Source organism: Bradyrhizobium commune, assembly GCF_015624505.1.
Taxonomy (GTDB): Bacteria; Pseudomonadota; Alphaproteobacteria; order Rhizobiales; family Xanthobacteraceae; genus Bradyrhizobium; species Bradyrhizobium commune.
Window position 1 is genome coordinate 5,695,399 of sequence record NZ_CP061379.1, and the last position, 21,399, is coordinate 5,716,797.

Annotated in this window: 20 protein-coding genes; 13 read left to right on the top strand and 7 right to left on the bottom strand. The window is 65.0% G+C overall.

Annotation, left to right across the window (positions count from 1 at the left end; genetic code table 11):
• The 6 genes from smc to IC761_RS26815 all read left to right on the top strand — a co-directional run bounded on the left by smc (position 1) and on the right by IC761_RS26815 (position 8,153).
• Positions 1 to 3,465, top strand: a complete 3,465-nt coding sequence (smc, locus tag IC761_RS26790) for a chromosome segregation protein SMC (RefSeq protein ID WP_195799682.1) — start codon at positions 1 to 3, stop codon at positions 3,463 to 3,465.
• Positions 3,466 to 3,522: 57 nt separating this feature from the next.
• Positions 3,523 to 4,500: a small ribosomal subunit Rsm22 family protein gene (locus tag IC761_RS26795; RefSeq protein ID WP_195799683.1), complete on the top strand. Its 978-nt coding sequence runs from the start codon at positions 3,523 to 3,525 to the stop codon at positions 4,498 to 4,500.
• A 135-nt stretch (positions 4,501 to 4,635) separates the two neighbouring features.
• Positions 4,636 to 5,196 (top strand): LemA family protein, encoded by a 561-nt coding sequence (locus IC761_RS26800; protein ID WP_195799684.1) that lies wholly within the window; start codon positions 4,636 to 4,638, stop codon positions 5,194 to 5,196.
• Between the two features lie 27 nt (positions 5,197 to 5,223).
• On the top strand, positions 5,224 to 6,465 hold the full coding sequence (locus IC761_RS26805; protein WP_195799685.1) for a M48 family metallopeptidase: 1,242 nt from the start codon (positions 5,224 to 5,226) through the stop codon (positions 6,463 to 6,465).
• A gap of 204 nt (positions 6,466 to 6,669) precedes the next feature.
• On the top strand, positions 6,670 to 7,425 hold the full coding sequence (locus IC761_RS26810; protein ID WP_195799686.1) for a P-loop NTPase family protein: 756 nt from the start codon (positions 6,670 to 6,672) through the stop codon (positions 7,423 to 7,425).
• A 59-nt stretch (positions 7,426 to 7,484) separates the two neighbouring features.
• Positions 7,485 to 8,153 carry a hypothetical protein gene (locus tag IC761_RS26815; RefSeq protein WP_195799687.1) on the top strand — a complete coding sequence of 223 codons (669 nt, stop codon included), beginning with the start codon at positions 7,485 to 7,487 and terminating at the stop codon, positions 8,151 to 8,153.
• A 27-nt stretch (positions 8,154 to 8,180) separates the two neighbouring features.
• Here IC761_RS26815 and IC761_RS26820 read toward each other — a convergent pair whose 3' ends face one another.
• The 6 genes from IC761_RS26820 to petA all read right to left on the bottom strand — a co-directional run bounded on the left by IC761_RS26820 (position 8,181) and on the right by petA (position 15,913).
• Entirely contained in the window at positions 8,181 to 8,720 is a 540-nt protein-coding gene (locus tag IC761_RS26820) for an adenine phosphoribosyltransferase (protein ID WP_011085277.1), read from the bottom strand.
• A 9-nt stretch (positions 8,721 to 8,729) separates the two neighbouring features.
• Entirely contained in the window at positions 8,730 to 10,895 is a 2,166-nt protein-coding gene (locus tag IC761_RS26825; RefSeq protein WP_195799688.1) for an anthranilate synthase component I, read from the bottom strand.
• 242 nt (positions 10,896 to 11,137) lie between these two features.
• Positions 11,138 to 12,319 (bottom strand): DMP19 family protein, encoded by a 1,182-nt coding sequence (locus tag IC761_RS26830; protein ID WP_195799689.1) that lies wholly within the window; start codon positions 12,317 to 12,319, stop codon positions 11,138 to 11,140.
• 114 nt (positions 12,320 to 12,433) lie between these two features.
• Complete coding sequence (locus IC761_RS26835; protein WP_195799690.1) at positions 12,434 to 13,108, bottom strand: dienelactone hydrolase family protein; 675 nt, start codon at positions 13,106 to 13,108, stop codon at positions 12,434 to 12,436.
• A gap of 148 nt (positions 13,109 to 13,256) precedes the next feature.
• Complete coding sequence (gene fbcH / locus IC761_RS26840) at positions 13,257 to 15,320, bottom strand: cytochrome b/c1 (RefSeq protein WP_195799691.1); 2,064 nt, start codon at positions 15,318 to 15,320, stop codon at positions 13,257 to 13,259.
• 62 nt (positions 15,321 to 15,382) lie between these two features.
• Entirely contained in the window at positions 15,383 to 15,913 is a 531-nt protein-coding gene (petA, locus tag IC761_RS26845; protein ID WP_195799692.1) for a ubiquinol-cytochrome c reductase iron-sulfur subunit, read from the bottom strand.
• A 278-nt stretch (positions 15,914 to 16,191) separates the two neighbouring features.
• On the opposite strand from petA, the gene IC761_RS26850 reads away from it, so the two are divergent.
• The 6 genes from IC761_RS26850 (at position 16,192) to IC761_RS26875 (ending at position 19,954) form a co-directional block, all read left to right on the top strand.
• Positions 16,192 to 16,650 carry a tRNA (cytidine(34)-2'-O)-methyltransferase gene (locus IC761_RS26850; protein WP_195799693.1) on the top strand — a complete coding sequence of 153 codons (459 nt, stop codon included), beginning with the start codon at positions 16,192 to 16,194 and terminating at the stop codon, positions 16,648 to 16,650.
• Positions 16,651 to 16,669: 19 nt separating this feature from the next.
• The gene (queE, locus tag IC761_RS26855; RefSeq protein ID WP_195799694.1) at positions 16,670 to 17,302 is read left to right on the top strand and encodes a 7-carboxy-7-deazaguanine synthase; all 633 of its coding nucleotides are present in this window, start codon (positions 16,670 to 16,672) and stop codon (positions 17,300 to 17,302) included.
• Between the two features lie 17 nt (positions 17,303 to 17,319).
• The gene (locus IC761_RS26860; protein WP_195799695.1) at positions 17,320 to 17,685 is read left to right on the top strand and encodes a 6-pyruvoyl trahydropterin synthase family protein; all 366 of its coding nucleotides are present in this window, start codon (positions 17,320 to 17,322) and stop codon (positions 17,683 to 17,685) included.
• Positions 17,686 to 17,796: 111 nt separating this feature from the next.
• The gene (hemF, locus tag IC761_RS26865; protein WP_195799696.1) at positions 17,797 to 18,684 is read left to right on the top strand and encodes an oxygen-dependent coproporphyrinogen oxidase; all 888 of its coding nucleotides are present in this window, start codon (positions 17,797 to 17,799) and stop codon (positions 18,682 to 18,684) included.
• Complete coding sequence (locus IC761_RS26870; RefSeq protein ID WP_438265055.1) at positions 18,681 to 19,433, top strand: HAD family hydrolase; 753 nt, start codon at positions 18,681 to 18,683, stop codon at positions 19,431 to 19,433. The genes hemF and IC761_RS26870 overlap by 4 nt, the downstream gene beginning before the upstream one ends.
• A 305-nt stretch (positions 19,434 to 19,738) precedes the next feature.
• Positions 19,739 to 19,954, top strand: coding sequence for a YodC family protein (locus IC761_RS26875; RefSeq protein WP_195799698.1), 216 nt, complete (start codon positions 19,739 to 19,741; stop codon positions 19,952 to 19,954).
• A 104-nt stretch (positions 19,955 to 20,058) separates the two neighbouring features.
• On the opposite strand, the gene IC761_RS26880 is transcribed toward IC761_RS26875, so the two are convergent.
• The gene (locus tag IC761_RS26880) at positions 20,059 to 21,132 is read right to left on the bottom strand and encodes a TauD/TfdA family dioxygenase (RefSeq protein ID WP_195799699.1); all 1,074 of its coding nucleotides are present in this window, start codon (positions 21,130 to 21,132) and stop codon (positions 20,059 to 20,061) included.
• Here IC761_RS26880 and IC761_RS26885 point away from each other — a divergent pair.
• Positions 21,131 to 21,346: a hypothetical protein gene (locus tag IC761_RS26885; RefSeq protein ID WP_195799700.1), complete on the top strand. Its 216-nt coding sequence runs from the start codon at positions 21,131 to 21,133 to the stop codon at positions 21,344 to 21,346. The genes IC761_RS26880 and IC761_RS26885 overlap by 2 nt on opposite strands.
• Positions 21,347 to 21,399: the final 53 nt, after the last annotated feature.

Here is a 21,399-nt window from a genome sequence, read left to right on the forward strand (position 1 = left end):
ATGAAAATCACCCGCCTGCGCCTTCACGGCTTCAAGTCCTTCGTTGAGCCCACGGACTTCGTCATCGAGCCCGGCCTGACCGGCGTGGTCGGCCCCAACGGCTGCGGCAAGTCGAATCTGGTCGAGGCACTGCGCTGGGCGATGGGCGAGACCTCGTACAAGTCGCTGCGCGCCGCTGACATGGATGCGGTGATCTTCGCAGGCTCCGGCAACCGTCCCGCACGCAACCACGCCGAAGTGACGATGACGATCGACAACGCGGATCGCACCGCGCCCGCGGCAATGAACGACAGCCAGCTGCTCGAAATCTCCCGCCGCATCGAGCGCGAGGCCGGCTCGGTCTATCGCATCAACGGCCGCGACGTGCGCGCTCGCGACGTGCAGATCCTGTTTGCGGATGCCGCCACCGGCGCGCGTTCGCCGGCCCTCGTCCACCAGGGCAAGATCGGCGAAATCATCCAGGCCAAGCCCGAGCAGCGCCGCCGCGTGCTGGAAGACGCCGCCGGCGTCGCCGGCCTGCACGCCCGCCGCCACGAGGCCGAGTTGCGGCTCAAGGCCGCCGAGACCAACCTTACCCGCGTCGAGGACGTGATCGGCCAGCTCGCAGGGCAAATGGAGGGCCTGAAGAAGCAGGCCCGCCAGGCCGTGCGCTATCGCGAAGTCGCCTCCAAGGTGCGCAAGGCGGAAGCAACCCTGTTCCACCTGCGCTGGATCGGCGCGCATGCCGACGTCAACGAATCCGGCCAGACCCATGATCTCGCCGTGCGCGAGATGGCCGAGCGCACCCAGCACCAGGCCGAGGCGGCCCGCATCCAGGCGATCCGCGCCGCCGAAATGCCGGCGCTGCGCGACGCCGAAGCCCGCGCCGCGGCGGGCCTGCAACGCCTGACCAATGCGCGCGAGCTGCTGGACCGCGAGGAGGAGCGCGCCAAGGAGCGCGTCGCCGAGCTCGAGCGCCGGCTGACGCAATTCGAGGGCGACATCACCCGCGCCCAGCAGCAGACCATGGACGCCGATGTCGCGCTGGAGCGGCTCGACACCGAGGACGCCGAGCTGAAGGAAGAGATCAAGTCGCGCGTCGAAAAGCGCTCCGGCGTCGACGAGCGCGTGGCTGAGGCCGAGGCGGTGCTGACCGAAACCGAGCAGCAGTTCTCCGAGCTCACCACCGCGCTCGCCGACCTCACTGCCAAGCGCAACCAGTTAGAGGCCAACGTCCGCACCCACCGCGACAAGCTCGCCCGGCTCGACCAGGAAATCGCCAATATCGCGGCGGAAGAGCAGAAGCTTGCCGAGGAGACCGGCGGCTTCGGCGATCTCGACGAGCTGACCGCCACCGTCGAGACCGCCGAGCAGACGCTGGCGGCCTCAGAAGCCGCCGCGCAGGCGAGCGAAGCCGCGCATGTCGCCGCGCGACAGACGCTGGAATCCTCGCGCTCACCGCTGGTCGAAGCCGACAAGCGCGTGCAGCGGCTCGACACCGAGGCGCGCACGATCTCCAAGATCGTCAACGGCGAGACCAAGAATCTGTGGCCGCCGATCATCAACGGCATCACCGTCGACAAGGGTTTTGAGAAGGCGATCGGCGCCGCGCTCGGGGACGATCTCGACGCGCCGGTTGACCCCTCGGCGCCGATGCGCTGGACCAATGCCGACGTCACCGACGGCGATCCGGCGCTGCCGGAAGGCGCGGTGCCGCTCGCCAACCATGTGCAGGCGCCGGCCGAGCTCGCCCGCCGCCTCGCCCAGATCGGCGTGGTGCCGCGCGAGCGCGGCGCCGAGCTGGTCTCGCAGCTCAAGACCGGCCAGCGGCTGGTCTCGCCCGAAGGCGACGTCTGGCGCTGGGACGGCTTCGTCGCCGCAGCCCATGCCCCGACCGGCGCTGCGCGGCGGCTGGCCGAGCGCGCCCGCCTCGTCGACATCGAGAACGAGCTGGAGCAGGCCCGCATCGACGCGCAGATCAAGCGCCAGGCGCTGGAGACTGCCGAGTCCGAGTTGCAGATGGCGGCCAGCACCGAAGGTGCCAGCCGCGAAGCCTGGCGCGCCGCGCAGCGCGAGCTCAACATCGCGCGCGAGCGCCATGCGAGCGCCGAGCGCGAGATCAGCCGCCACGCCGCGCGCAAGGCGACGCTGTCGGAAGCCCACAGCCGTCTTGCCGCCGACCGCGCCGAGGCCGAGGCCGCCTACGAATACGCCGAAGCCGGCATCAGCGAGCTGCCGTCGAGCGAGGACACCGAGACCCGCCTCGCCGCGGTCCGCAGCGACATCGAAGGCCACCGCCGCATGGCCGCGCAGGTTCGTGCGGAAGCGCAGGCGCTGGCGCGCGAGGCCGAGCTTGCCGACCGCCGCGTGCAGGCGATCCTCGCCGAACGCACCGAGTGGCAGAACCGCAAGGGCAGCGCGACGTCCCACATCGACACCATCCAGGCCCGCATCACCGAAGTCTCAATCGAGCGCAGCGAGCTCGAAAACGCGCCGGCCGTGTTCGCCGAAAAGCGTAGCGCGCTGATCACCGAGATCGAATATGCCGAGAACGACCGCCGCGTCGCCGCCGATGCGCTCGCGGCCGCGGAAACCGCGATGGCCGAGACCGATCGCGCCGCGAAGCTGACGCTGGAGGCACTGTCGAGCGCGCGTGAAGCCACGGCACGCGCCGAGGAGCGCATGGACGGCGCGCGGCGCCGCCTCGAGGACATCGAGCGCGAGATCCGCGATATGCTCGAGGTCGAGCCGCAGGCGGTCGCCGGCCTTGCCGAGATCGAGCCCGGCGCCGAGCTGCCGCCGCTCGGCGAGACCGAGGAAGAGCTGGAGAAGCTGCGCCGCGACCGCGAGCGCCTCGGCGCCGTCAATTTGCGCGCCGAAGAAGAGCTGCGCGAGGTCGAGACCCAGCACACCAGCCTGACCACCGAGCGCGACGACCTGGTCGAAGCCATCAAGCGGCTGCGCCAGGGCATCCAGAGCCTCAACAAGGAGGCCCGCGAGCGGCTGCTGACCTCGTTCGACGTCGTCAACAGCCACTTCAAGCGCCTGTTCGTCGAGCTGTTCGGCGGCGGCGAGGCGGCGCTGCATTTGATCGAGAGCGACGATCCGCTGGAGGCCGGTCTCGAGATCATCGCAAAACCGCCGGGCAAGAAGCCGCAGACGCTGTCGCTGCTCTCGGGTGGCGAGCAGGCGCTGACCGCAATGGCGCTGATCTTCGCCGTGTTCCTCACCAACCCCTCGCCGATCTGCGTGCTGGACGAAGTCGACGCACCGCTCGACGACCATAACGTCGAGCGCTACTGCAACCTCCTGCACGAGATGACCGGCTCGACCGACACGCGCTTCATCATCATCACGCACAACCCGATCACCATGGCGCGGATGAACCGGCTGTTCGGCGTCACCATGGCCGAGCGCGGCGTCTCGCAGCTCGTCTCGGTGAACCTGCAAGAGGCGGTGGACATTCTCGACCAGAACGTGGCGTGAGGCCGCGATCCCTCGCCACCCATTGACGTCATCATCCGCGACGGCGGATGATGGAAGATGATCTCGTCCACTCTTCCCGCTGAACTGAAGGCCGCCCTCGACGCGAAGCTTCAGGGCTTTTCGCGTACCGACGCCGCACAGCGCTCGCAGAAAATCTCGAACACTTATCGCGCAGGCGGCGGCTCCGGCACGATCAAGTCCGAAGCCGATGCGCTGGCTTACGCACTGGCGCGGATGCCTGCGACTTACGCAGCGGTCGCCGCCAGCCTCAATGCATTGACGGAGATCGCGCCCGACTTTGCCCCGGAAACGCTGTTAGACGTCGGCGCAGGTCCGGGCACTGCGAGCTGGGCTGCCGCGGAGGCGTTTTCATCGCTCCATGATTTTACCTTGCTCGACGCCAACGCCACCCTGAGCCGGCTGGCACTTGAACTTGCGCAAGACAGCTCGCGCCTGGCCGATTGCCGCTATCTGCCAGGCGATGCCGGCGGCAACCTCGCCGAGGTCTCGCCTGCCGACATTGTCGTCGCGAGCTACATCATCGGCGAGCTCGGCGAGGGCGACCAGCGCGCACTCGCAGACGCCATGTGGGCCAAGGCGCGCCACGCGCTCGTCGTCATCGAGCCCGGCACGCCCGCGGGCACCACCCGCATCCTCGCACTGCGCCAACAACTGATCGCGGCCGGCGCCTTTGTTGCGGCACCCTGCCCGCATGAGAAATCGTGTCCGCTCACAGCGCCCGACTGGTGCCATTTCTCCCAGCGCCTGCCGCGTTCGCAGGCGCACCGCCAGATCAAGGGCGCCGAGGTGCCATTCGAGGACGAACGGTTCATCTACGTTGCCCTGACCCGCACGCCACTGGCGGCGCGCCCCGCGCGCGTGCTGGCGCCGCCGGATGTCGGCAAGGCCGAGATCACGGCGAAGCTTTGCACTGAGGACGACGTTGCCATCACCAGGGTGCCGCGCCGCGACAAGGCCGCCTATGCGCAGGCGCGTCGCTGGCGCTGGGGCGACGCCGTGATGTCCGAAAGTTAACCTCGTTCGCCGCTTTTGCCTTGAACTCGGATGGCTCCCCATTCGACCAAGTCTTACCTTTCCTCTGCGCCGGGCTCTCCCCCGGCCCCCTTTTGGGTTACGCTGCCCGCCTTAAATCCTCTTCAGGAGTTCTCCATGTCGACCGGCTGGATCGTTCTCGGCGTCATCGTCGTCCTCGTGTTCCTGGCCTTCAGCGCCTACAACCGGCTGGTGGCACTGGGCCAGCGCGTCGGCCAGGCCTTTGCCGATGTCGACGTGCAGCTCAAGCAGCGCCACGACCTGATCCCGAACCTGGTCGAGACCGTGAAGGGCTATGCCTCGCATGAGCGCGGCACGCTCGACGACGTCATCAAGGCGCGCAACTCTGCAATGTCGGCGCAGGGACCGGCACAGGTGTCCGCCGCCGAGAACCAGCTCTCCGGCGCACTCGGCCGGCTGATCGCGCTGTCGGAGGCCTATCCGGACCTCAAAGCCAACGCCAACTTCCAGCAGCTTGCCAGCGAGCTCTCAGACCTCGAGAACAAGATCGCGGCGAGCCGCCGCTTCTTCAACAACGCGGTCCAGGAATACAACACCGGCATCCAGCAGATGCCGGCTGCGCTGTTTGCCGGCATGTTCGGCTTCACCAAGAAGGACTTCTTCGATCTCGGCGCGAGCCGCACCGAGGTCGAGGCGGCGCCTCAGGTGAAGTTCTGATGTGAGCCGACAGGCGGGCATCGCGTCATGGCCGCGTATGGTCTCTACACGCACATCGCATCGAACAAGTTTCGTTCGATGCTGCTGCTCGCCGGCCTGTTCGCGCTGGTCTATGTGCTGGTCTATGCCGGCGCGCTGGTCGCCGAGGTCGTCATCAACGGCAATGAGACCGTCGCGTACTATCTGAGCCGCGCCTTTTCGGATCTGCTCAAGGCCGCGCCGTTCGCAACGGTTGCGGCGGTTGCCTGGATCATCATCGCCTATTTCTTCCACCAGTCGATGATCGACGCGGTGACGGGCGGCCATGACGTCACGCGGCAGGAAGAGCCGCGGCTCTACAACCTGCTCGAAAATCTCTGCATCTCGCGCGGCATCACCATGCCGAAGCTGAAGATCATGGAAAGCCCGGCGCTGAACGCGTTCGCGACCGGCCTCAACCCGCGGCAATATGCCGTCACCGTCACCACCGGTCTCCTCAAGGCGTTGAACGACCAGGAGATCGAGGCGGTGCTCGGCCACGAGCTGACCCACATCAAGAATGGCGACGTGCAGCTCATGGTCGTTGCCGTGATCATCGCCGGCGTGGTCGGCTTCTTCGGCGAATTGTTCTTCCGCCTGTTCACGAATCTCAGCTGGAGCTCCGGCGGCTCGTGGTCGTCAGGATCCTCCTCCTCGTCGCGATCATCCTCGTCGTCGAGCGACAGCAAGAGCTCCGGCGGCGGCGCTGTGATCGTCATCATCATCGCGGTGGTGCTGATCGTGGTGGCCTGGCTGGTGTCGCAGGTGGTCAAGCTCGCGCTGTCGCGCTCGCGCGAATATCTGGCTGACGCAGGATCGGTCGAGCTGACGAAAAATCCGGACGCCATGATCTCGGCGCTGCGCAAGATCGAAGGCCGGGGTGAGCTGCCGGGCGCGACCTCGGCGGTGATGGAGCTCTGCCTCGACAATCCGCGCGAGGGTTTTGCCGATCTGTTTGCGACCCATCCGTCGGTACAATCGCGGGTGGATGCGCTGGTCAAGTTCGCCGGCGGTCATGATCCAGGCCCGCTGCCGCCGCCCGCTGACGAGACGGACCAGCCCGAGGCGGACGATCCCGAAGCGCAGACCGACCGGCAGGATGCCCCGCCACCGCTGCCGCAGGGCCCGTGGAACGATGCAGGCGGGCGAACCGCTCCACCGCGGGTGCCTGCGCCGAGCCCTGCCGGAACCGCCACCGGCAATCCGTTGGGTCCCCTAGGCAACCCCATCGGTCCCTGGGGGCGCCACTAAGCGAGCCGTTTGACACGTCTTGCGGCTGGTTTCACGGCAACCGGGAAAAACCCCGGGAATTGCCGCGACCGGACGGCAAGGAATTGAATTCTCCCTTGTTTCTGCCATGTTCGCGCCCAACAGCAGACTTGGGACATCCTTGGGACATCGTTTGGGGCCCGGCCGATTGCGACCTCGCGATCGGGGGCGCGTTAGGGGACAGCAATGGCAAAGCCGGCAGTGGTTGTGGTGGGCGCGGACAAGGGCGGGGTCGGCAAGACCACGGTATCGCGCACCCTGCTCGATTATTTTTCCGCCAACAACGTGCAGACGCGGGCTTTCGATACCGAGTCCCCGCGCGGAACGCTGAAGCGCTTCCATCCCGACATCACCGAGATCGTCGACATGACGACCACGGCCGACCAGATGAAAATCTTCGATACGCTCAATGCGACGAGCCCGTCGGTGACCGTGATCGACGTTCGCGCCGGCCTGCTCTCGCCTGCGCTGGCCTCGCTGCGCGACATCGGCTTTCTCGACGCCGCCAAGGCCGGCCAGATCACCTTCGCGGTGTTCCACATCCTGGGACCCTCGATCGCCTCGCTGGATGAGATCGCCGAGACCGCGGGCTTCATGACCGGCGCGAAATATTTCCTGGTGAAGAACTTCATCAACGACACCCAGTTCTTCCAGTGGGACCAGGCGACCTACAATTCCTATTTCCACCGCATCAAGGACGCGACCGAGCTGACAATCCCGAAGCTCAACGAAATGGCCTATGAGCAGGTCGAGGTCTCCTCGGTCCCGTTCCTGAAATTTGTCGCCAACAAGGGCCTGCACGACGAGGCCGCGAACTATTCGTTCGTGCTGCGCGGCTATGTCCGGCACTGGCTGGCGAATGTCTGGAGCGAGTTCGACCGGATCCGCCTCACCGACATCGTCGGCTCCAAGTCCGCCGCCCGCAGCAGCAGCGAAAAATAGTTGCAGGCGAGGTGCGGATACGGCTGGATTGGGCGGTGAGTTCGCTCAGATAATAGCTGATGCCCGCGACGCCCCTCTACATCATCTGCTCGCCCCGCCCGCAGGTCGGCAAGACGCTGCTGGCGCGGCTGCTCACCGAATTCCTGCTGCTCAAGAACGGCAATGTCGCGGCCTTCGACGTCAACCTGAAGGAGCCGTCGCTGCTCGACTACCTGCCCAAGGTGACCGAGACCGCGGACGTGATCGACACCTACGGCAAGATGCAGCTGATGGACCGCGTCATCGTCGACGACGGGCTCGCCAAGGTGATCGACCTCGGCTTCCACGCCTTTGACGAGTTCTTCAAGATGACCGACGAGATCGGCCTGTTGAAGGAGGCGGCGCGCCGGCACGTCGCCCCGATGATCCTGTTCGTCGCCGACAACGACCGCGTTTCGACCCGGGCCCATGAGATGCTGCGCGGACAGATCCCGCGGATCAACCTGATTACGGTCGACAACGAATACGTCGTGCGCGGCGAGCTGCCGCCAGCGATGGCGGGGGGCCGCCTGCTCCGCCTGCCCGCGCTGCCCGGCTTCCTGAAGACCTATATCGACCGGCTGAACTTCTCGTTCACCGGCTATCTGCGCCAGGAGAAGGACGCCTCGACCGAGCTGCACCAATGGACCCGGCGCAACTACCTCGCCTTCCGGGAACTGGAGCTCAGCCTGATCCTGCAGCGGTCGTAGGCAGCAATTTACCCGGGCGTTATTTGCTCAATGCCCCTCGAACGTCATCAGCGTGCGCACCGGCACGTCCATGGCGCGCAGCTTGGCGGCGCCGCCGAGCTCGGGCAGGTCGATGATGAAGCAGGCCGCGACGACGTTGGCACCGATCTGGCGCAAGAGCTTCACCGCGCCCTCCGCAGTGCCGCCGGTGGCGATGAGATCGTCGACCAGGATCACACGCTCGCCGGGCTGGATCGCGTCGACATGCATCTCCATCTCGTCGATGCCGTATTCGAGCGAGTAAGCGATCCGCACGGTGGTGTGCGGCAGCTTGCCTTTCTTGCGGATCGGCACGAAGCCGGCCGAGAGCTGATGCGCCACCGCGCCGCCGATGATGAAGCCGCGCGCCTCCATGCCGGCGACCTTGTCGATCTTGTTGCCGGCCCACGGGTTGACGAGCTCGTCGACCGCGCGGCGGAACGCGCGCGCGTCCGCCAGCAGCGTGGTGATGTCGCGGAACATGATCCCCGGCTTGGGATAGTCGGGAATGGTGCGGACGCTCGCCTTCAGATCGTGGTCAAAGGTCATTGGTGCCTCTCAATTGACCGGCGCATCCAGCCGGAACGCATTCTCGACAATACGTAGTCCCACCTCGCCGCCAAGCGACATCAGCGATTCCGGGTGGAATTGCACACCGGCGACCGGCAGGCTCTTGTGCTCCAGCGCCATGGCGACGCCGTCCTCGGTGCTGGCGGTGACGTTCAACACCTCCGGCATGCTGTCGCGCTCGACATAGAGCGAGTGATAGCGGCCAATGACGATCTCGTTCGGCAGATTGCCCATCAGCCGCCCGCCCCGCACCTGGACCCGCGAGGGCCGGCCGTGGGCAGGATGGGTGAGCTGGCCGAGCTCGCCGCCGAAATATTCGCCGATCGCTTGCAGGCCGAGGCAGACGCCGAACACCGGCAGCTTGTTCGCAAGCGCCGCGTCGATGGTCTTCTTGATCCCGAAGTCCTCCGGGCGGCCCGGGCCAGGCGACAGCACCAGCAAATCCCACCTCTTCTGCTTGAGCATGTCGAGCGCATGCACATAGCGGACCACGGTGACACTGGCGCCGACCTGGCGGAAATAGTCGGCCAACATGTGGACGAAGCTGTCGTCGTGGTCGATCAGCAGCACCCGCTTGCCGGAGCCGGTGGCATCGGGCGCGAAGGCCGACAGCGGTTTTGGCGGATCGCCGCGCAGGGCCTGGAACAGGGCGGCTGCCTTGACCTGGCATTCGCGGTCCTCCGCGGCGGGATCCGAGTCAAACAGACAAGTGGCGCCGACACGCACTTCGGCAAGACCATCCTTCATGCGGATGGTCCGGATGGTGAGACCGGTGTTGATGCTGCCGTCGAAATTCACCGCACCGATCGCGCCGGCATACCAGCGTCGCGGCGAGCGCTCGTGATCCTCGACGAACTGCATCGCCCACAGCTTTGGCGCACCGGTGACGGTGACGGCCCAGGCATGGGTGAGGAAGGCGTCGAGCGCGTCGAAGCCGGGGCGCAGCATGCCTTCGACGTGATCGACGGTGTGGAACAGCTTCGAGTAGGTCTCGATCTGGCGTCGTGCCAAAACCTTGATCGTGCCGGGGACGCAGACCCGCGCCTTGTCGTTGCGGTCGACGTCGGTGCACATGTTGAGCTCGAACTCGTCCTTCTCCGAGTTCAGGAGCTGGCGGATCTGCTCGGCATCGCCGATCGCATCGGTGCCGCGCGCGATCGTGCCCGAAATCGGACAGGTCTCGACGCGGCGGCCGTCGGAGCGCACGAACATTTCGGGCGAGGCCGAGACGAGAAACTCGCCCTCGCCGAGATTCATCAGTGCGCCATAGGGCGACGGGTTGATGACGCAGAGGCGCTGAAACACTTCCGCCGGTGAGCGGTCGCAGGGCTCGGCGAAGAGCTGACCCGGCACGGCCTCGAACAGATCGCCGCGCGCGAAGGCCGCGCGCGCGGTCTCGACCGTCGCCTGATATTCGCCGGGCGCGTGATCGGCAAAGCCCTGGCGCGGCGTCTTCAGATACGGGCTATCGGCCGTCTCGCGCGGCAGGCTTTCGGTAGATTTGCCCTTCCAGGCGAAGTCGTAACTGATCAGCACGCCGCGTCCGGTGGCGCGGTCATAGGCCAGCAGGCGATCGGGGAGGTAGAGCACGATATCGCGCTGGTCCTGCTCGCGCGGACGCTTCTGCACGAGGTCCTCGATCTGGAACACGAGGTCATAGGCGAAGGCGCCAAACAGGCCGAGCAGGCCATCGTCGTTGGTGAAAAAGGTGGCAACGAGATCGCGCACCAGCGACATGACGCTGGCACGGCGGGTGCGCTGGTCTTCCTCGACAGGCGCATCGCCGCGGATGATGTGGCCGGCAAGCCGCGTCACGGTCTTCTCCGAGATCACCACGCAGGGCTCGCGCAGCACGTCCGCGAGGAAAGCGATCAGCACCTGACCGCGCACGTTGAGCGCTTCCAGCCTGAAATTGACGCCGGCGGTCTCGAGCTTGAGCGGCGGATCGGAGAAGCCGAGGTCAAAGCTCTCGTAGCGGCCCGGCACGGTCGTGCCCGACGACAGCACCACGCCGCGACGGCGATCAAGCAGGCTGACGAGATCGTCGAGCCGGTTGGCGCCGCCGGTGAATTGTTCGGCCACACGCGTGATCGCGAGACCTGCGCGGGTCACGTAATCGCTTCTGGCCGGGAGGGCAAAGACTGTCCTGTTCATGGGGTCCTCTTACGAAACTTGCCGAGGGAACGCCACACAGGACAAACGATCAGGCCGCCGCGGCTGTGCCGGCGACCTTCGACGATTTGGAGAAAAGAAATCGCACCGGCCACCTCTTAGGAGGTGCGCCACCAACGACGGGATGGGCGGACTGCGGTGCTCATGGAGCGGATACTCACCATGGCGCGGGGGCGGCGTCAAGAGCGTGCCGGGCCGCCCTCAATCACCAAAATGGTACGGGATCACGTTGCAGATGATTCCGGGGCCCGCATGCTGTTACGACCGGCGGTCGCCTCGGCGGCGTGACGCTCGATTTCGGCCCGTGTCACCGTATTCGCGCCCTGGGCGTCGGACCCGATGAGATCGGCGCGGTCACCGTGGGTTGCGACCATCATGCTGGTCTGTCCGGCGACCGCACACCATGCCGCCCAATCATCGCTCACGCGCAACGCCGTGATCTTCACGGCTGGATCGAGACCCGACTTTCGCAAAAGCAGGTCGATGGCCTCGGCCGCCAGGGTCTGTTCGGCAATTCTCGAGAAGTTCTGGATCGTGTCGGCTCCCACGGACGACAGTCGCGCACCGCCATCCGACGCACCGAGGCCACCCCGGCTGCGCGGGCCGTAGTCATAAAGTCGTCCACCGGCCTCTCCGACGGCGCATAGCCGCGAGCCCTTGTCGGTCTTGACGCCGAAGGCCATGCATTGCTGTCCCTCCAGCGTCATCATGCTTCCTGCAAAAATCGCGAGCTTCAGCTCCGGCTCGGGCGCCACGGCGCCGCATGCCGCGGCGACCGTGATTTGCAAGCGGTCCGTCATCTGGAATTTGATCTGCTGAACACTGTGCCAGATCCGGCGCTGCGCCAGATGCGGGTTGAGTTGCGCAAGGCGCTCGATCTCGGACGAGAATTGGTCTCGCGCGACGGCGCGCAATTCCGGCCAGTTCGCGATCCATCGGGCCGCGAGTTGCGTCATCGGCTGCTGCCGCTCGGCTTCATAGAAGCGCTTGTCAAGCGCGTCGAGCGCCGCGGCGCAGTCTCCGAAACCGGTCTGCCGTGCAGCCTCCTCGGGATGGGCCTGCACCCAGGCCATCATCTCCTGCAATATCTGGTGTTGCGCGCTGGCCCCCATGGCCTTCAGTCCCGCAAGCGCATCGCCGCAGGTCGTCGCCAGCATCGCAACATCTGTGTTGCCGATGAACTGGCTGTGACCGCCGTTATTGACCTGAGCAAGGTAGTAGTCGGCGTGATAGGCCTGCATGACCCCCGCGGCCAGTTCACGCGCGTGGTAGACGCCAACACGTTGAATTTCGTTGACGTAGTACACCACAGCTTCGGTCAGATAGTAGGCCTTCTCAGGCTTCTGGGCAGCCTCCAGCGCTTCGCGGGAGACAACGACCGTCGCCAGGCGGCCACCTTCGATCATCGCGCTCTCCTGCGTTCGCCACGGCGGAATGTCACACCTCAAGATTGCAAAGACAATTACAATCTCAAGGCAGCCGGAGCTGCCAGTCGGCCCGCCCGCGCTGCAGGCTGCGCCCTACCCCAGATGCTTCCGGAAAAACTCCGTCGCCCTGCCCCAGGCGAGCTCGGCGGCTTCGCGGTCGTGGACGGCCTGGCGCTGCTCGTTGACGAAGGCGTGCTCGGCGTCGTAGCGGAACAGCTCGAGCGACTTGCCGGCGGTCTTCATGGCCTTCTCGAAGCCGTTGACGAGCTCCGGCGTGCACCAATCGTCCTTGTTGGCGAAATGGGCCTGGAGCGGGATCTTGACGTCAGCAGGCTTGGCCGCCTGCTCGGGCGGAATGCCGTAGAACACGACACCGGCGGCGAGCTCCGGCACATGCACCGAGCCGATGATGGTGACGGCGCCGCCGAGACAGAAGCCGGTCAGCCCCACTTTGGCGCCGTTGCGCGACAGGTATTGCGTGGCGCCGCGCACCGTCTGCGTGGTAGCGTCCATGAAGTCGAGCGAGTTCATCTCTTTACCGGCCGCGTCCATGTCGTGATACGGCACCACCTTGCCCTTATAGAGATCGGGCGCGAGCGCATCGAAGCCCGCCAGCGCAAAGCGGTCGCACAGGCCCTTGATCTGGTCCGACAGACCCCACCATTCCTGGATCACGACCACGCCCGGCGCGTTGCCGCGCGCGGCATTGGCGAGATAGCCCGATGCGTCCTTGCCGTCCGGGCGCTTGAAGGTGATGGCGGTTCCCATGGTGTCCTCCGACGATGTGCTGGGGAGCAGTTGGCGGCATCTTGGCGGGTGCGCGCGCGATAGGCAATCGCGCCGAACAACACACGCTCGTGTCCAATGAAAAAGCCCCCGCGCGGGGGCTTTTTTAATCTCGTTGCGCGGCCGCGGCTCAGTGCGAGTCGGCCCAGACCTTCTTCTTCGTAAAGTACATCAGGAACGCGAAGATGATCAGGAAGATGAAGACCTGGAAACCGAGGCGCTTGCGCGCTTCCATATGCGGCTCGGCGGTCCACATCAGGAACGTGGTGACGTCCTTGGCGTATTGCGCAACCGTTGCCGGCGAGCCGTCGTCATAGGTCACCTGGCCGTCGCTCAGCGGCTTCGGCATCTTGATGGCGTGGCCCGGGAAGTACTTGTTGTAGTAGGAGCCCTCCGGGATGGTCACACCCTCCGGCACCTTGTCCTCAAAGCCCTGAAGCACGGCCGAGACATAATCCGGGCCCTGCTCCTGGTACTGCGTGAAGAAGTCGAAGATAAACCAGGGGAAGCCGCGGCCGTAGGACCGCGCCTTGGTGATCAGCGACAGGTCCGGGGGCGCTGCGCCACCGTTGGCCGCACGCGCGGCCTGCTCGTTCGGGAACGGCGACGGGAAGTAGTCGGCCGGCCGGCCGGCGCGCTCGAACATGTCGCCCTGGTCGTTCGGACCGTCCTTGATCTTGTAGTCAGAGGCGAAGGCCGCTGCCTGTGCCACTGAATAGCCGGGGCCGCCGGCTTCCGCGAGGTTGCGGAAGGCGATGTAGGACAGGCCGTGGCAGTTGGAGCAGACCTCCTTGTAGACCTTCAGGCCGCGCTGAAGCGCCGCACGGTCATAGGTGCCGAAAGGGCCCGCGAACGACCATTTGTTGGCGGGCGGCTTGGGGCCGCCTTCCTCGGCGCGTGCATCCTGCAACGAACCGAGGAACAGCGCGCTCGCCGCGACGAGCGCGACCGCGATGGAGGCCGCGGCCTTGCCGCTCTTGGCGAGGATCGCCTCCGAGATCGAGTTCGGCACCGGCCGCGGCGTCTCGATGCGCGAGAGCAGCGGCAGCACGATCAGGAAGTAGGCGAAGTAGCAGACCGTCAGGACCCGGCCGGCGATCACATAGATGCCCTCCGGCGGCTGGGCGCCGAGATAGCCGAGCAGGATGCAGACCGCGACAAAGATCCAGAAGAACTGTTTTGCCAGCGGACGGTACTTCGACGACCTCGTCTTGGCGCTGTCGAGCCAGGGCAGGAAGACGAGCACAATGATCGCCGAGAACATCCCGATCACGCCCGCGAGCTTGTTCGGGATCGAGCGCAGGATCGCGTAGAACGGCAGATAGTACCATTCCGGCACGATGTGCGGCGGCGTCACGCCCGGGTTCGCCGGAATGTAGTTGTCGGCGTCGCCGAGATAGTTCGGCATGTAGAAGATGAACCAGGCGTAGAGCAGCAGGAAGCAGGCGACGCCGAAGCCATCCTTGATGGTCGCGTGCGGCGTGAACGGAACCGTGTCCTTTTCCGTCTTCGGCTCGACGCCGTCGGGATTGTTCTGGCCGGCGACATGCAGCGCCCAGACGTGGAGCACGACGACGCCCGCGATCACGAACGGCAGCAGATAATGCAGCGAGAAGAAGCGGTTCAGCGTCGGGTTGCCGACCGAATAGCCGCCCCACAGAAGCGTCACGATGCTCTCGCCGAAATAGGGAATGGCGGAGAACAGATTGGTGATGACGGTGGCGCCCCAGAAGCTCATCTGGCCCCACGGCAGCACATAGCCCATGAAGCCGGTCGCCATCATCAGGAGGTAGATGATGACGCCGAGGATCCACAGCACCTCGCGCGGCTCCTTGTAGGAGCCGTAATAGAGGCCGCGCAGCATGTGGACGTAGACCGCGAAGAAGAACATCGACGCGCCGCAGGCATGCATGTTGCGCAGCAGCCAGCCGTAATTGACGTCACGGACGATCAGCTCGACCGATTTGAAGGCGAGATCGGCATGCGGCGTGTAGTGCATCGCCAGGATCACGCCGGTCAGGATCTGCATCCCCAGCATGAAGGAGAGGATGGCGCCGAAGGTCCACCAATAGTTCAGGTTGCGCGGGGTCGGATAGACGACGAAGGAGGAATGCACGAGACCCATGATCGGCAGACGTCGCTCGATCCATTGCAGGGCCGGGTTGCTCGGCTGGAAGTCGGATGGTCCGCTCATGATGCGATCCTGAGGAAAAAATACGACGCGACGGTTCGAGGCTTCGGACGAGTGTCCAAAGCTCAGCCGATCTGGATTTTGGTGTCGGAAACGAAATTGTACGGCGGCACCGGCAGGTTCGCGGGCGCGGGCCCCTGGCGGATGCGTCCGGACGAATCGTACTGCGAACCATGGCAGGGGCAGAAGAACCCGTCGTAATTGCCTTCATGAGCGATCGGGATGCAGCCGAGATGGGTGCAGATGCCGATCACGACCAGCCATTGCTCGTGGCCGGCCTTGACCCGGGCATCATCGGGCTGCGGATCGGGCAGGCTCGCCACCGGAACGGCGCGCGCCTCGTCGATCTGCTTCTTGGTACGGTGGCTGATGTAGATCGGCTTGCCGCGCCAGAACACCTTGATGTCCTGGCCCTCGGCGACCGGGCTGAGATCGACCTCGATCGGCGCGCCGGCGGCGATGGTCGAGGCGTCAGGATTCATTTGGGAGATAAAGGGCCAGAGCGCGGCCGCGCCCCCGACTGCTGCAGCTGCCCCCGTTGCAACGAATAAGAAATCACGGCGTGTCGGATGGTCCGCCGAAGACGCTGTCGTCACGATTCCAACCCTTTCTTCTTATGCTGCCGGTGGAACCGCTCCAGGGGGCGCCCAAAGCTCCCCGGAAAGGCTGCCGGCGCCCGCGGCCCCCCGCGGCGGCAGAACTTTGCGTGTTCACCTCTAAACGAATGAAACAGCAGTCCAGAATCGTTCTATTGGCACCCTTGCCGGGCGAGCGCAAGCCCGCTAACGGCGGGGAAGCGTGCAATGCACGAATTCCCGGGCGAGCGATGTTTTATTGAGACATTTCCGCCCCGACAACCAGCCCGTCACCGCCCATGCAGATAGCGCTTTTCCAGCCCGACATTCCCCAGAACACCGGGACGATTCTCAGGCTGTGCGCCTGTCTGGGCATCGCCGCCCATATCATCGAACCGGCGGGCTTCCCGGTCTCCGACCGACATTTCCGCCGGGCGGGAATGGATTATCTCGACCACGTCAGTATCACCCGCCACGACTCCTGGTCGAAATTCGAAGACTGGCGCGCGGCGGAAGGCGCTAGACTGCTGCTGTTCACCACCAAGGCCGCCACCGACTACCGCGATTTCCGTTACCAGAGGTCGGACATCCTGCTATTCGGGCGCGAGAGCGCCGGCGTCACCGACGCGGTGGTCGAGGCCGCCGATGCGCGGCTGGTGATCCCGATCACGCCGGGGCTGCGGTCGCTCAATGTCGCCATGACCGCGGCGATGGCCGCAGGCGAGGCGCTGCGGCAGATCCGGAACCCACACGATTGAGACGTTTGAGGAGAGACGAGTGAGTTACGCGGTCAAGGAGATCTTCCTGACCCTGCAAGGCGAAGGCGCCCATGCCGGGCGCGCGTCGGTGTTCTGCCGTTTTGCCGGCTGCAACCTCTGGAGCGGCCGCGAGGCCGACCGGATCGACGCGACCTGCAAATTCTGCGATACGGATTTCGTCGGCACCGACGGTACGCTCGGCGGCCGCTACGCCACGGCCGCGGAGCTGGCCGACACCATCGCCGCGCAATGGCGTGCGACCGCCAAGAACCGCTACGTGGTGCTGACCGGCGGCGAGCCGCTGCTCCAGGTCGATGCCGCCCTGGTCAAGGCGCTCCATGCCCGCGGCTTCGAGATCGGCGCCGAGACCAACGGCACGATTGCTCCGCCGGACGGGCTCGACTGGATCTGCGTCAGCCCCAAGGGCGGCAGTGAGCTCAAGCTGCGTCATGGCCACGAATTGAAGCTGGTGTATCCGCAGGCGCAGGCAGCTCCGGAAGCTTTTGAGGGCCTCGCCTTCGAGCGCTTCTCGCTCCAGCCGATGGACGGGCCCGAGGTCGCCGAGAACACCGCGCGCGCGATCGATTATTGCCTGCGGCATCCGCAATGGCGGCTCAGCGTGCAGACGCATAAGTCGCTCGGCATCAGATAGGATGGGTTGACGGACCAATGTGGGAATTGACGAAATCGTTCCGCTTCGAGGCAGCGCATGCGCTGTCGGGAACGACCTTTGGTGCCGCGAGCGAAGAGATCCACGGCCACTCCTTCCGCGCCGAGGTGACGGTGCGCGGCACGCCCGATCCCCGAACCGGCATGGTGGTCGATCTCGGCCTGCTCCAGCGCGCCATCGAGGAGGTCCGGCTCGCGCTCGACCACAAGTTCCTCAACAAGATCGAGGCGCTGGGAACGCCGACGCTGGAAAACCTGTCGCGCTTCGTCTGGGAGCGGCTGGCCCATCTCGGCAAGCTGACCCGCGTCAGCATCCACCGCGACAGTTGCAACGAGAGCTGCACCTATTACGGTCCGCAAGGGTAGACTTCGTAGGGTGGGCAAAGCGTAGCGTACCCATCGATCAGGATCACGACAGGAAATGGTGGGCACGGCGCAAGGGCGCCTTTGCCCACCCTACGGGCGACGAGAATGCAGATGGACGTTTCGACAATCGAAAACCGCAAGGCCCGCGCCCGCGGCTGGTTCGAGCACTTGCGCGACGACATCTGCGAAAACTTCGAGCGGCTCGAGGACGACGCGCCGCAAAGCCTCTATCCCGGCGCGGCCGGCCGCTTCGTGCGCACGCCCTGGCAGCGCACCGACCACTCTGGCGCGGCCGGCGGTGGCGGCGTGATGTCGATGATGGTCGGCCGGCTGTTCGAGAAGGTCGGCGTGCACTGCTCGACCGTGCATGGCGAATTCGCGCCCGAGTTTCGCGCGCAGATTCCGGGTGCGGCGGACGATCCGCGGTTCTGGGCCTCCGGCATCTCGCTGATCGCTCACTTGCGCAATCCGCATGTGCCCGCGGTGCACATGAACACGCGCTTCGTCGTCACCACAAAAGCCTGGTTCGGCGGCGGCGCCGATCTGACGCCCGTGCTCGACCGAAGGCGGACGCAGGAGGACGCGGACACGCTCGCCTTCCACGCCGCGATGAAGGAGGCATGCAGCGGACCGAACGGCGTTGCCGATTACGACAAATACAAAAAGTGGTGCGACGAGTATTTCTACCTGCCGCACCGGAAAGAGGCGCGCGGCATCGGCGGCATCTTCTACGACTGGCACGATAGCGGCGATTGGGACGCCGACCTCGCCTTCACCCAGGATGTCGGCCGCGCTTTCCTGAAGATCTATCCTGACATCGTCAGGCGCAATTTCGCGACCAGCTGGACCGCTGACGACCGCGAGGAGCAACTGATCCGGCGCGGACGCTATGTCGAATTCAACCTGCTCTACGACCGCGGCACCATTTTCGGGCTCAAGACCGGCGGCAATGTGGATTCGATCCTGTCGTCGCTGCCGCCGGAGGTGAAATGGCCATGAACACCACGAAGCCTGCCATCAAGCAGCTCCCCCGCGCAATGCTGATCGACATGGACGACACCATCCTGTCGGCCTATGGCCGGCCCGAGATCGCCTGGAACACGATCGCGAACGAGTTCGCCGCGGAGCTTGCGCCGCTGCCGCCGGAGCTGGTCGCAACCGAGGTGCTGGCCTTCGCGCGAAACTTCTGGGCCCATGCGGATGCCTCGTGGCGGATGAAGCTCGGCGAGGCCCGGCACATCACGGTCAAGGGCGGCTTTGCCGCGCTGGCAGCCGCGGGTCACCGGGCGCTGCCCGACGATCTCGCCATTCGTCTCGCCGACCGCTTCACCACCTATCGCGAGGAGGAGATGTTCGTCTTCCCCGGCGCGCATGAGGCGATCGACAAGTTCAAGGCGCTCGGCATCAAGCTCGCGCTGGTGACCAATGGCGCTGCCGACATGCAACGTGCCAAGGTCCAGCGCTTCGATCTCGCGCACCGCTTCGACCACATCCAGATCGAGGGCGAGCACGGCTTCGGCAAGCCGGAGGAGCGCGCCTATCTGCATGCGATGGACGCGCTCGGCGTCACTGCGAAAGACACCTGGATGATCGGCGACAATCTGGAATGGGAGGTGGTCACGCCGCAGCGGCTCGGCATCTATGCGATCTGGATCGACGTGCATGGCGAGGGCCTGCCCGAAGGCTCGACCATCAAGCCCGACCGCATCATCCGCTCGCTGACCGAGCTCGTGCCAGACCGGGTCTGACGCAAAACATCGAAAACAACCCCATGCACAGTAGGGCGCCGCTGCAAATTCAAGGGATTTACGGATTTTTCGAAATACTTTTGACTCGTCGGGCAAAACAGGCGCATGATGTCATCGTCGGGATGCATGCGACGGAGAGCCTTCCGTATGTAGCCCCGCCTGCGGCCTATCCTTCGAGACGCCCGCCCGGCACTGTCGCCGCCCTCAAGAACCTGATGCGATGGCCCTGCCCTTCACGCGTGTTCGGCGTGTCATGACAAATTGCTAGCTTCGCGCCCGGATCGATCAACTCGGAGGACAAATCCATGGAATTGAAAGCCGGCGATATCGTGATGCTGAAATCGGGCGGCCAGCCGCTGACCGTCGCTGAGGTCAAGGGCGACGACGTGCTCTGTCTCTGGATGGGCATGGAAGGCGATCTGTTCCGCGAGACGCTGCCGCTCGCCACACTCGTGCAGGTCGAAGAAGACCCCGACGAGGACGACGAAGACGAGGAAGAAGACGACGAGGACGACGAGTAGGCCAAGCCTGAGACCTAGATCGGAGCCTTACGCTCCGCCGCTCCCGATGTCCGCTTCTCTGCCAGCAACGGCGCAATCGCGGACATCGCCGGATGCTTCGAACGTCAATCCAGCGGCACGTTCAGACTGGTCCCTTTGGTGATGATGCCACCACGGTTGCCGATCTCGATCGAACCATAGCGCTGCTTGAAACAATCGGGCAGCGGCCGGTCACCCTCCATGCTGAGCCAAAGGCGCAACAAATGACGCTTCTGGCTTGCATGGGGCCAATCGCGGAAGCCGGTCCGATCATGCAACAAGGCATGATTGTAAACGAACTGCATGTCCCCCGGCTGAAGCCGCATGCCAAAATGCAGCGCGGAATCATTTGCGAGCGCGTCAAACAGATCGAGCGCCTCGACGTGAGCCGGCGTCAGTCTCATCGCTTCGGGGAAGCGCTGCGCACTATCGATATACTGGCGCTGATAGAACCCGGTCAGGAATCCCGCATGCCAATTCAGCACCGGGATTTCGAGATATGGCTTTTCGTTCTCCGGCACCTCGCCGCGCCGGTCTGTCGCGATGGGATCAAACAAGAGCGCGGCAAGGTCGGGCCGCCTGGCAAACATCTCGTTGTAGATCGTCGTCGTGCTGACAAGGAGAGAATCCCCTCCCTCCATGGCCTCGCGAATGCATAGCAGTCCCACCACGTCGGACGAATCCGTGTGGAATGTTTGCCGTTCCGACGTCTGATAAATCCGGGTGTTCGGATCCCTCGCATCGGCGCCCGTGTCGCGGACGTGACCGAGGATGTGCCCCGCGGCGTTCTGGGACCGCGCCGATCCGAGATGCGCGCCCACCCCGCAAAAGATCGTGGCGGCAAGCTCCTGGCTGTAATTTGCCACCGGGAGGCCGCGTATCACTTCGAAGCCAAGGCCTACCAGAAGCTTTGTTTTGAGTTCTTCCAGGTGCGCGCCGAAATGCGGAAGCGGAAAGCTGTCCTTCGTGATGTCGGCGATCTTTTTGCTCCGGCCAAGATAGGATTCGGCCGCGTTCTCGAGCTCAGTGATCTCGCTGGCAGCAAGCGATATCAACCATCGGTCAGGATGGACCTTCATCTCAGCGCCTTGCCAGGCCGATGGGATGTCGATCTTCCCCGGAGGGCGATCGATCCCGCCGGGCGCTGAGACCACCTTCATGGTGTTGGCTCCTGAGAGGATCGGTCGTCAGACCGAGCGTCGGACCATCAACGATATTGTGCCGGCTGCCAGTTTGCAACGTGGCGAGGCCAATGCCCGCCTGATGTCCGCTTCTCTGCCGGCAACGGTGCAACGCGCGGACATCACTGGAGGTCAGGCCACTTTCGAATTTCAGGGCAAGAACCGGAGTTTGATGCGCGCCGACGACGCCTAGACAGTGCAGCGATCGCCAGTCGATCCATGATCCCTGCAAATGAAAGGTGTTTT

What these genes read in the sequence shown, in the direction of transcription:
- fbcH (WP_195799691.1), bottom strand. Translation starts at nt 15,320, where the DNA reads ATGAGCGGACCATCCGACTTCCAGCCGAGCAACCCGGCCCTGCAATGG.
- IC761_RS26875 (WP_195799698.1), top strand. Translation starts at nt 19,739, where the DNA reads ATGGAATTGAAAGCCGGCGATATCGTGATGCTGAAATCGGGCGGCCAG.
- smc (WP_195799682.1), top strand. Translation starts at nt 1, where the DNA reads ATGAAAATCACCCGCCTGCGCCTTCACGGCTTCAAGTCCTTCGTTGAG.
- IC761_RS26830 (WP_195799689.1), bottom strand. Translation starts at nt 12,319, where the DNA reads ATGATCGAAGGTGGCCGCCTGGCGACGGTCGTTGTCTCCCGCGAAGCG.
- hemF (WP_195799696.1), top strand. Translation starts at nt 17,797, where the DNA reads ATGGACGTTTCGACAATCGAAAACCGCAAGGCCCGCGCCCGCGGCTGG.
- IC761_RS26850 (WP_195799693.1), top strand. Translation starts at nt 16,192, where the DNA reads ATGCAGATAGCGCTTTTCCAGCCCGACATTCCCCAGAACACCGGGACG.
- IC761_RS26805 (WP_195799685.1), top strand. Translation starts at nt 5,224, where the DNA reads ATGGCCGCGTATGGTCTCTACACGCACATCGCATCGAACAAGTTTCGT.
- IC761_RS26820 (WP_011085277.1), bottom strand. Translation starts at nt 8,720, where the DNA reads ATGACCTTTGACCACGATCTGAAGGCGAGCGTCCGCACCATTCCCGAC.
- IC761_RS26800 (WP_195799684.1), top strand. Translation starts at nt 4,636, where the DNA reads ATGTCGACCGGCTGGATCGTTCTCGGCGTCATCGTCGTCCTCGTGTTC.
- IC761_RS26835 (WP_195799690.1), bottom strand. Translation starts at nt 13,108, where the DNA reads ATGGGAACCGCCATCACCTTCAAGCGCCCGGACGGCAAGGACGCATCG.
- IC761_RS26860 (WP_195799695.1), top strand. Translation starts at nt 17,320, where the DNA reads ATGTGGGAATTGACGAAATCGTTCCGCTTCGAGGCAGCGCATGCGCTG.
- IC761_RS26795 (WP_195799683.1), top strand. Translation starts at nt 3,523, where the DNA reads ATGATCTCGTCCACTCTTCCCGCTGAACTGAAGGCCGCCCTCGACGCG.
- IC761_RS26885 (WP_195799700.1), top strand. Translation starts at nt 21,131, where the DNA reads ATGGTGTTGGCTCCTGAGAGGATCGGTCGTCAGACCGAGCGTCGGACC.
- IC761_RS26825 (WP_195799688.1), bottom strand. Translation starts at nt 10,895, where the DNA reads ATGAACAGGACAGTCTTTGCCCTCCCGGCCAGAAGCGATTACGTGACC.
- IC761_RS26810 (WP_195799686.1), top strand. Translation starts at nt 6,670, where the DNA reads ATGGCAAAGCCGGCAGTGGTTGTGGTGGGCGCGGACAAGGGCGGGGTC.
- IC761_RS26880 (WP_195799699.1), bottom strand. Translation starts at nt 21,132, where the DNA reads ATGAAGGTGGTCTCAGCGCCCGGCGGGATCGATCGCCCTCCGGGGAAG.
- IC761_RS26815 (WP_195799687.1), top strand. Translation starts at nt 7,485, where the DNA reads ATGCCCGCGACGCCCCTCTACATCATCTGCTCGCCCCGCCCGCAGGTC.
- IC761_RS26870 (WP_438265055.1), top strand. Translation starts at nt 18,681, where the DNA reads ATGAACACCACGAAGCCTGCCATCAAGCAGCTCCCCCGCGCAATGCTG.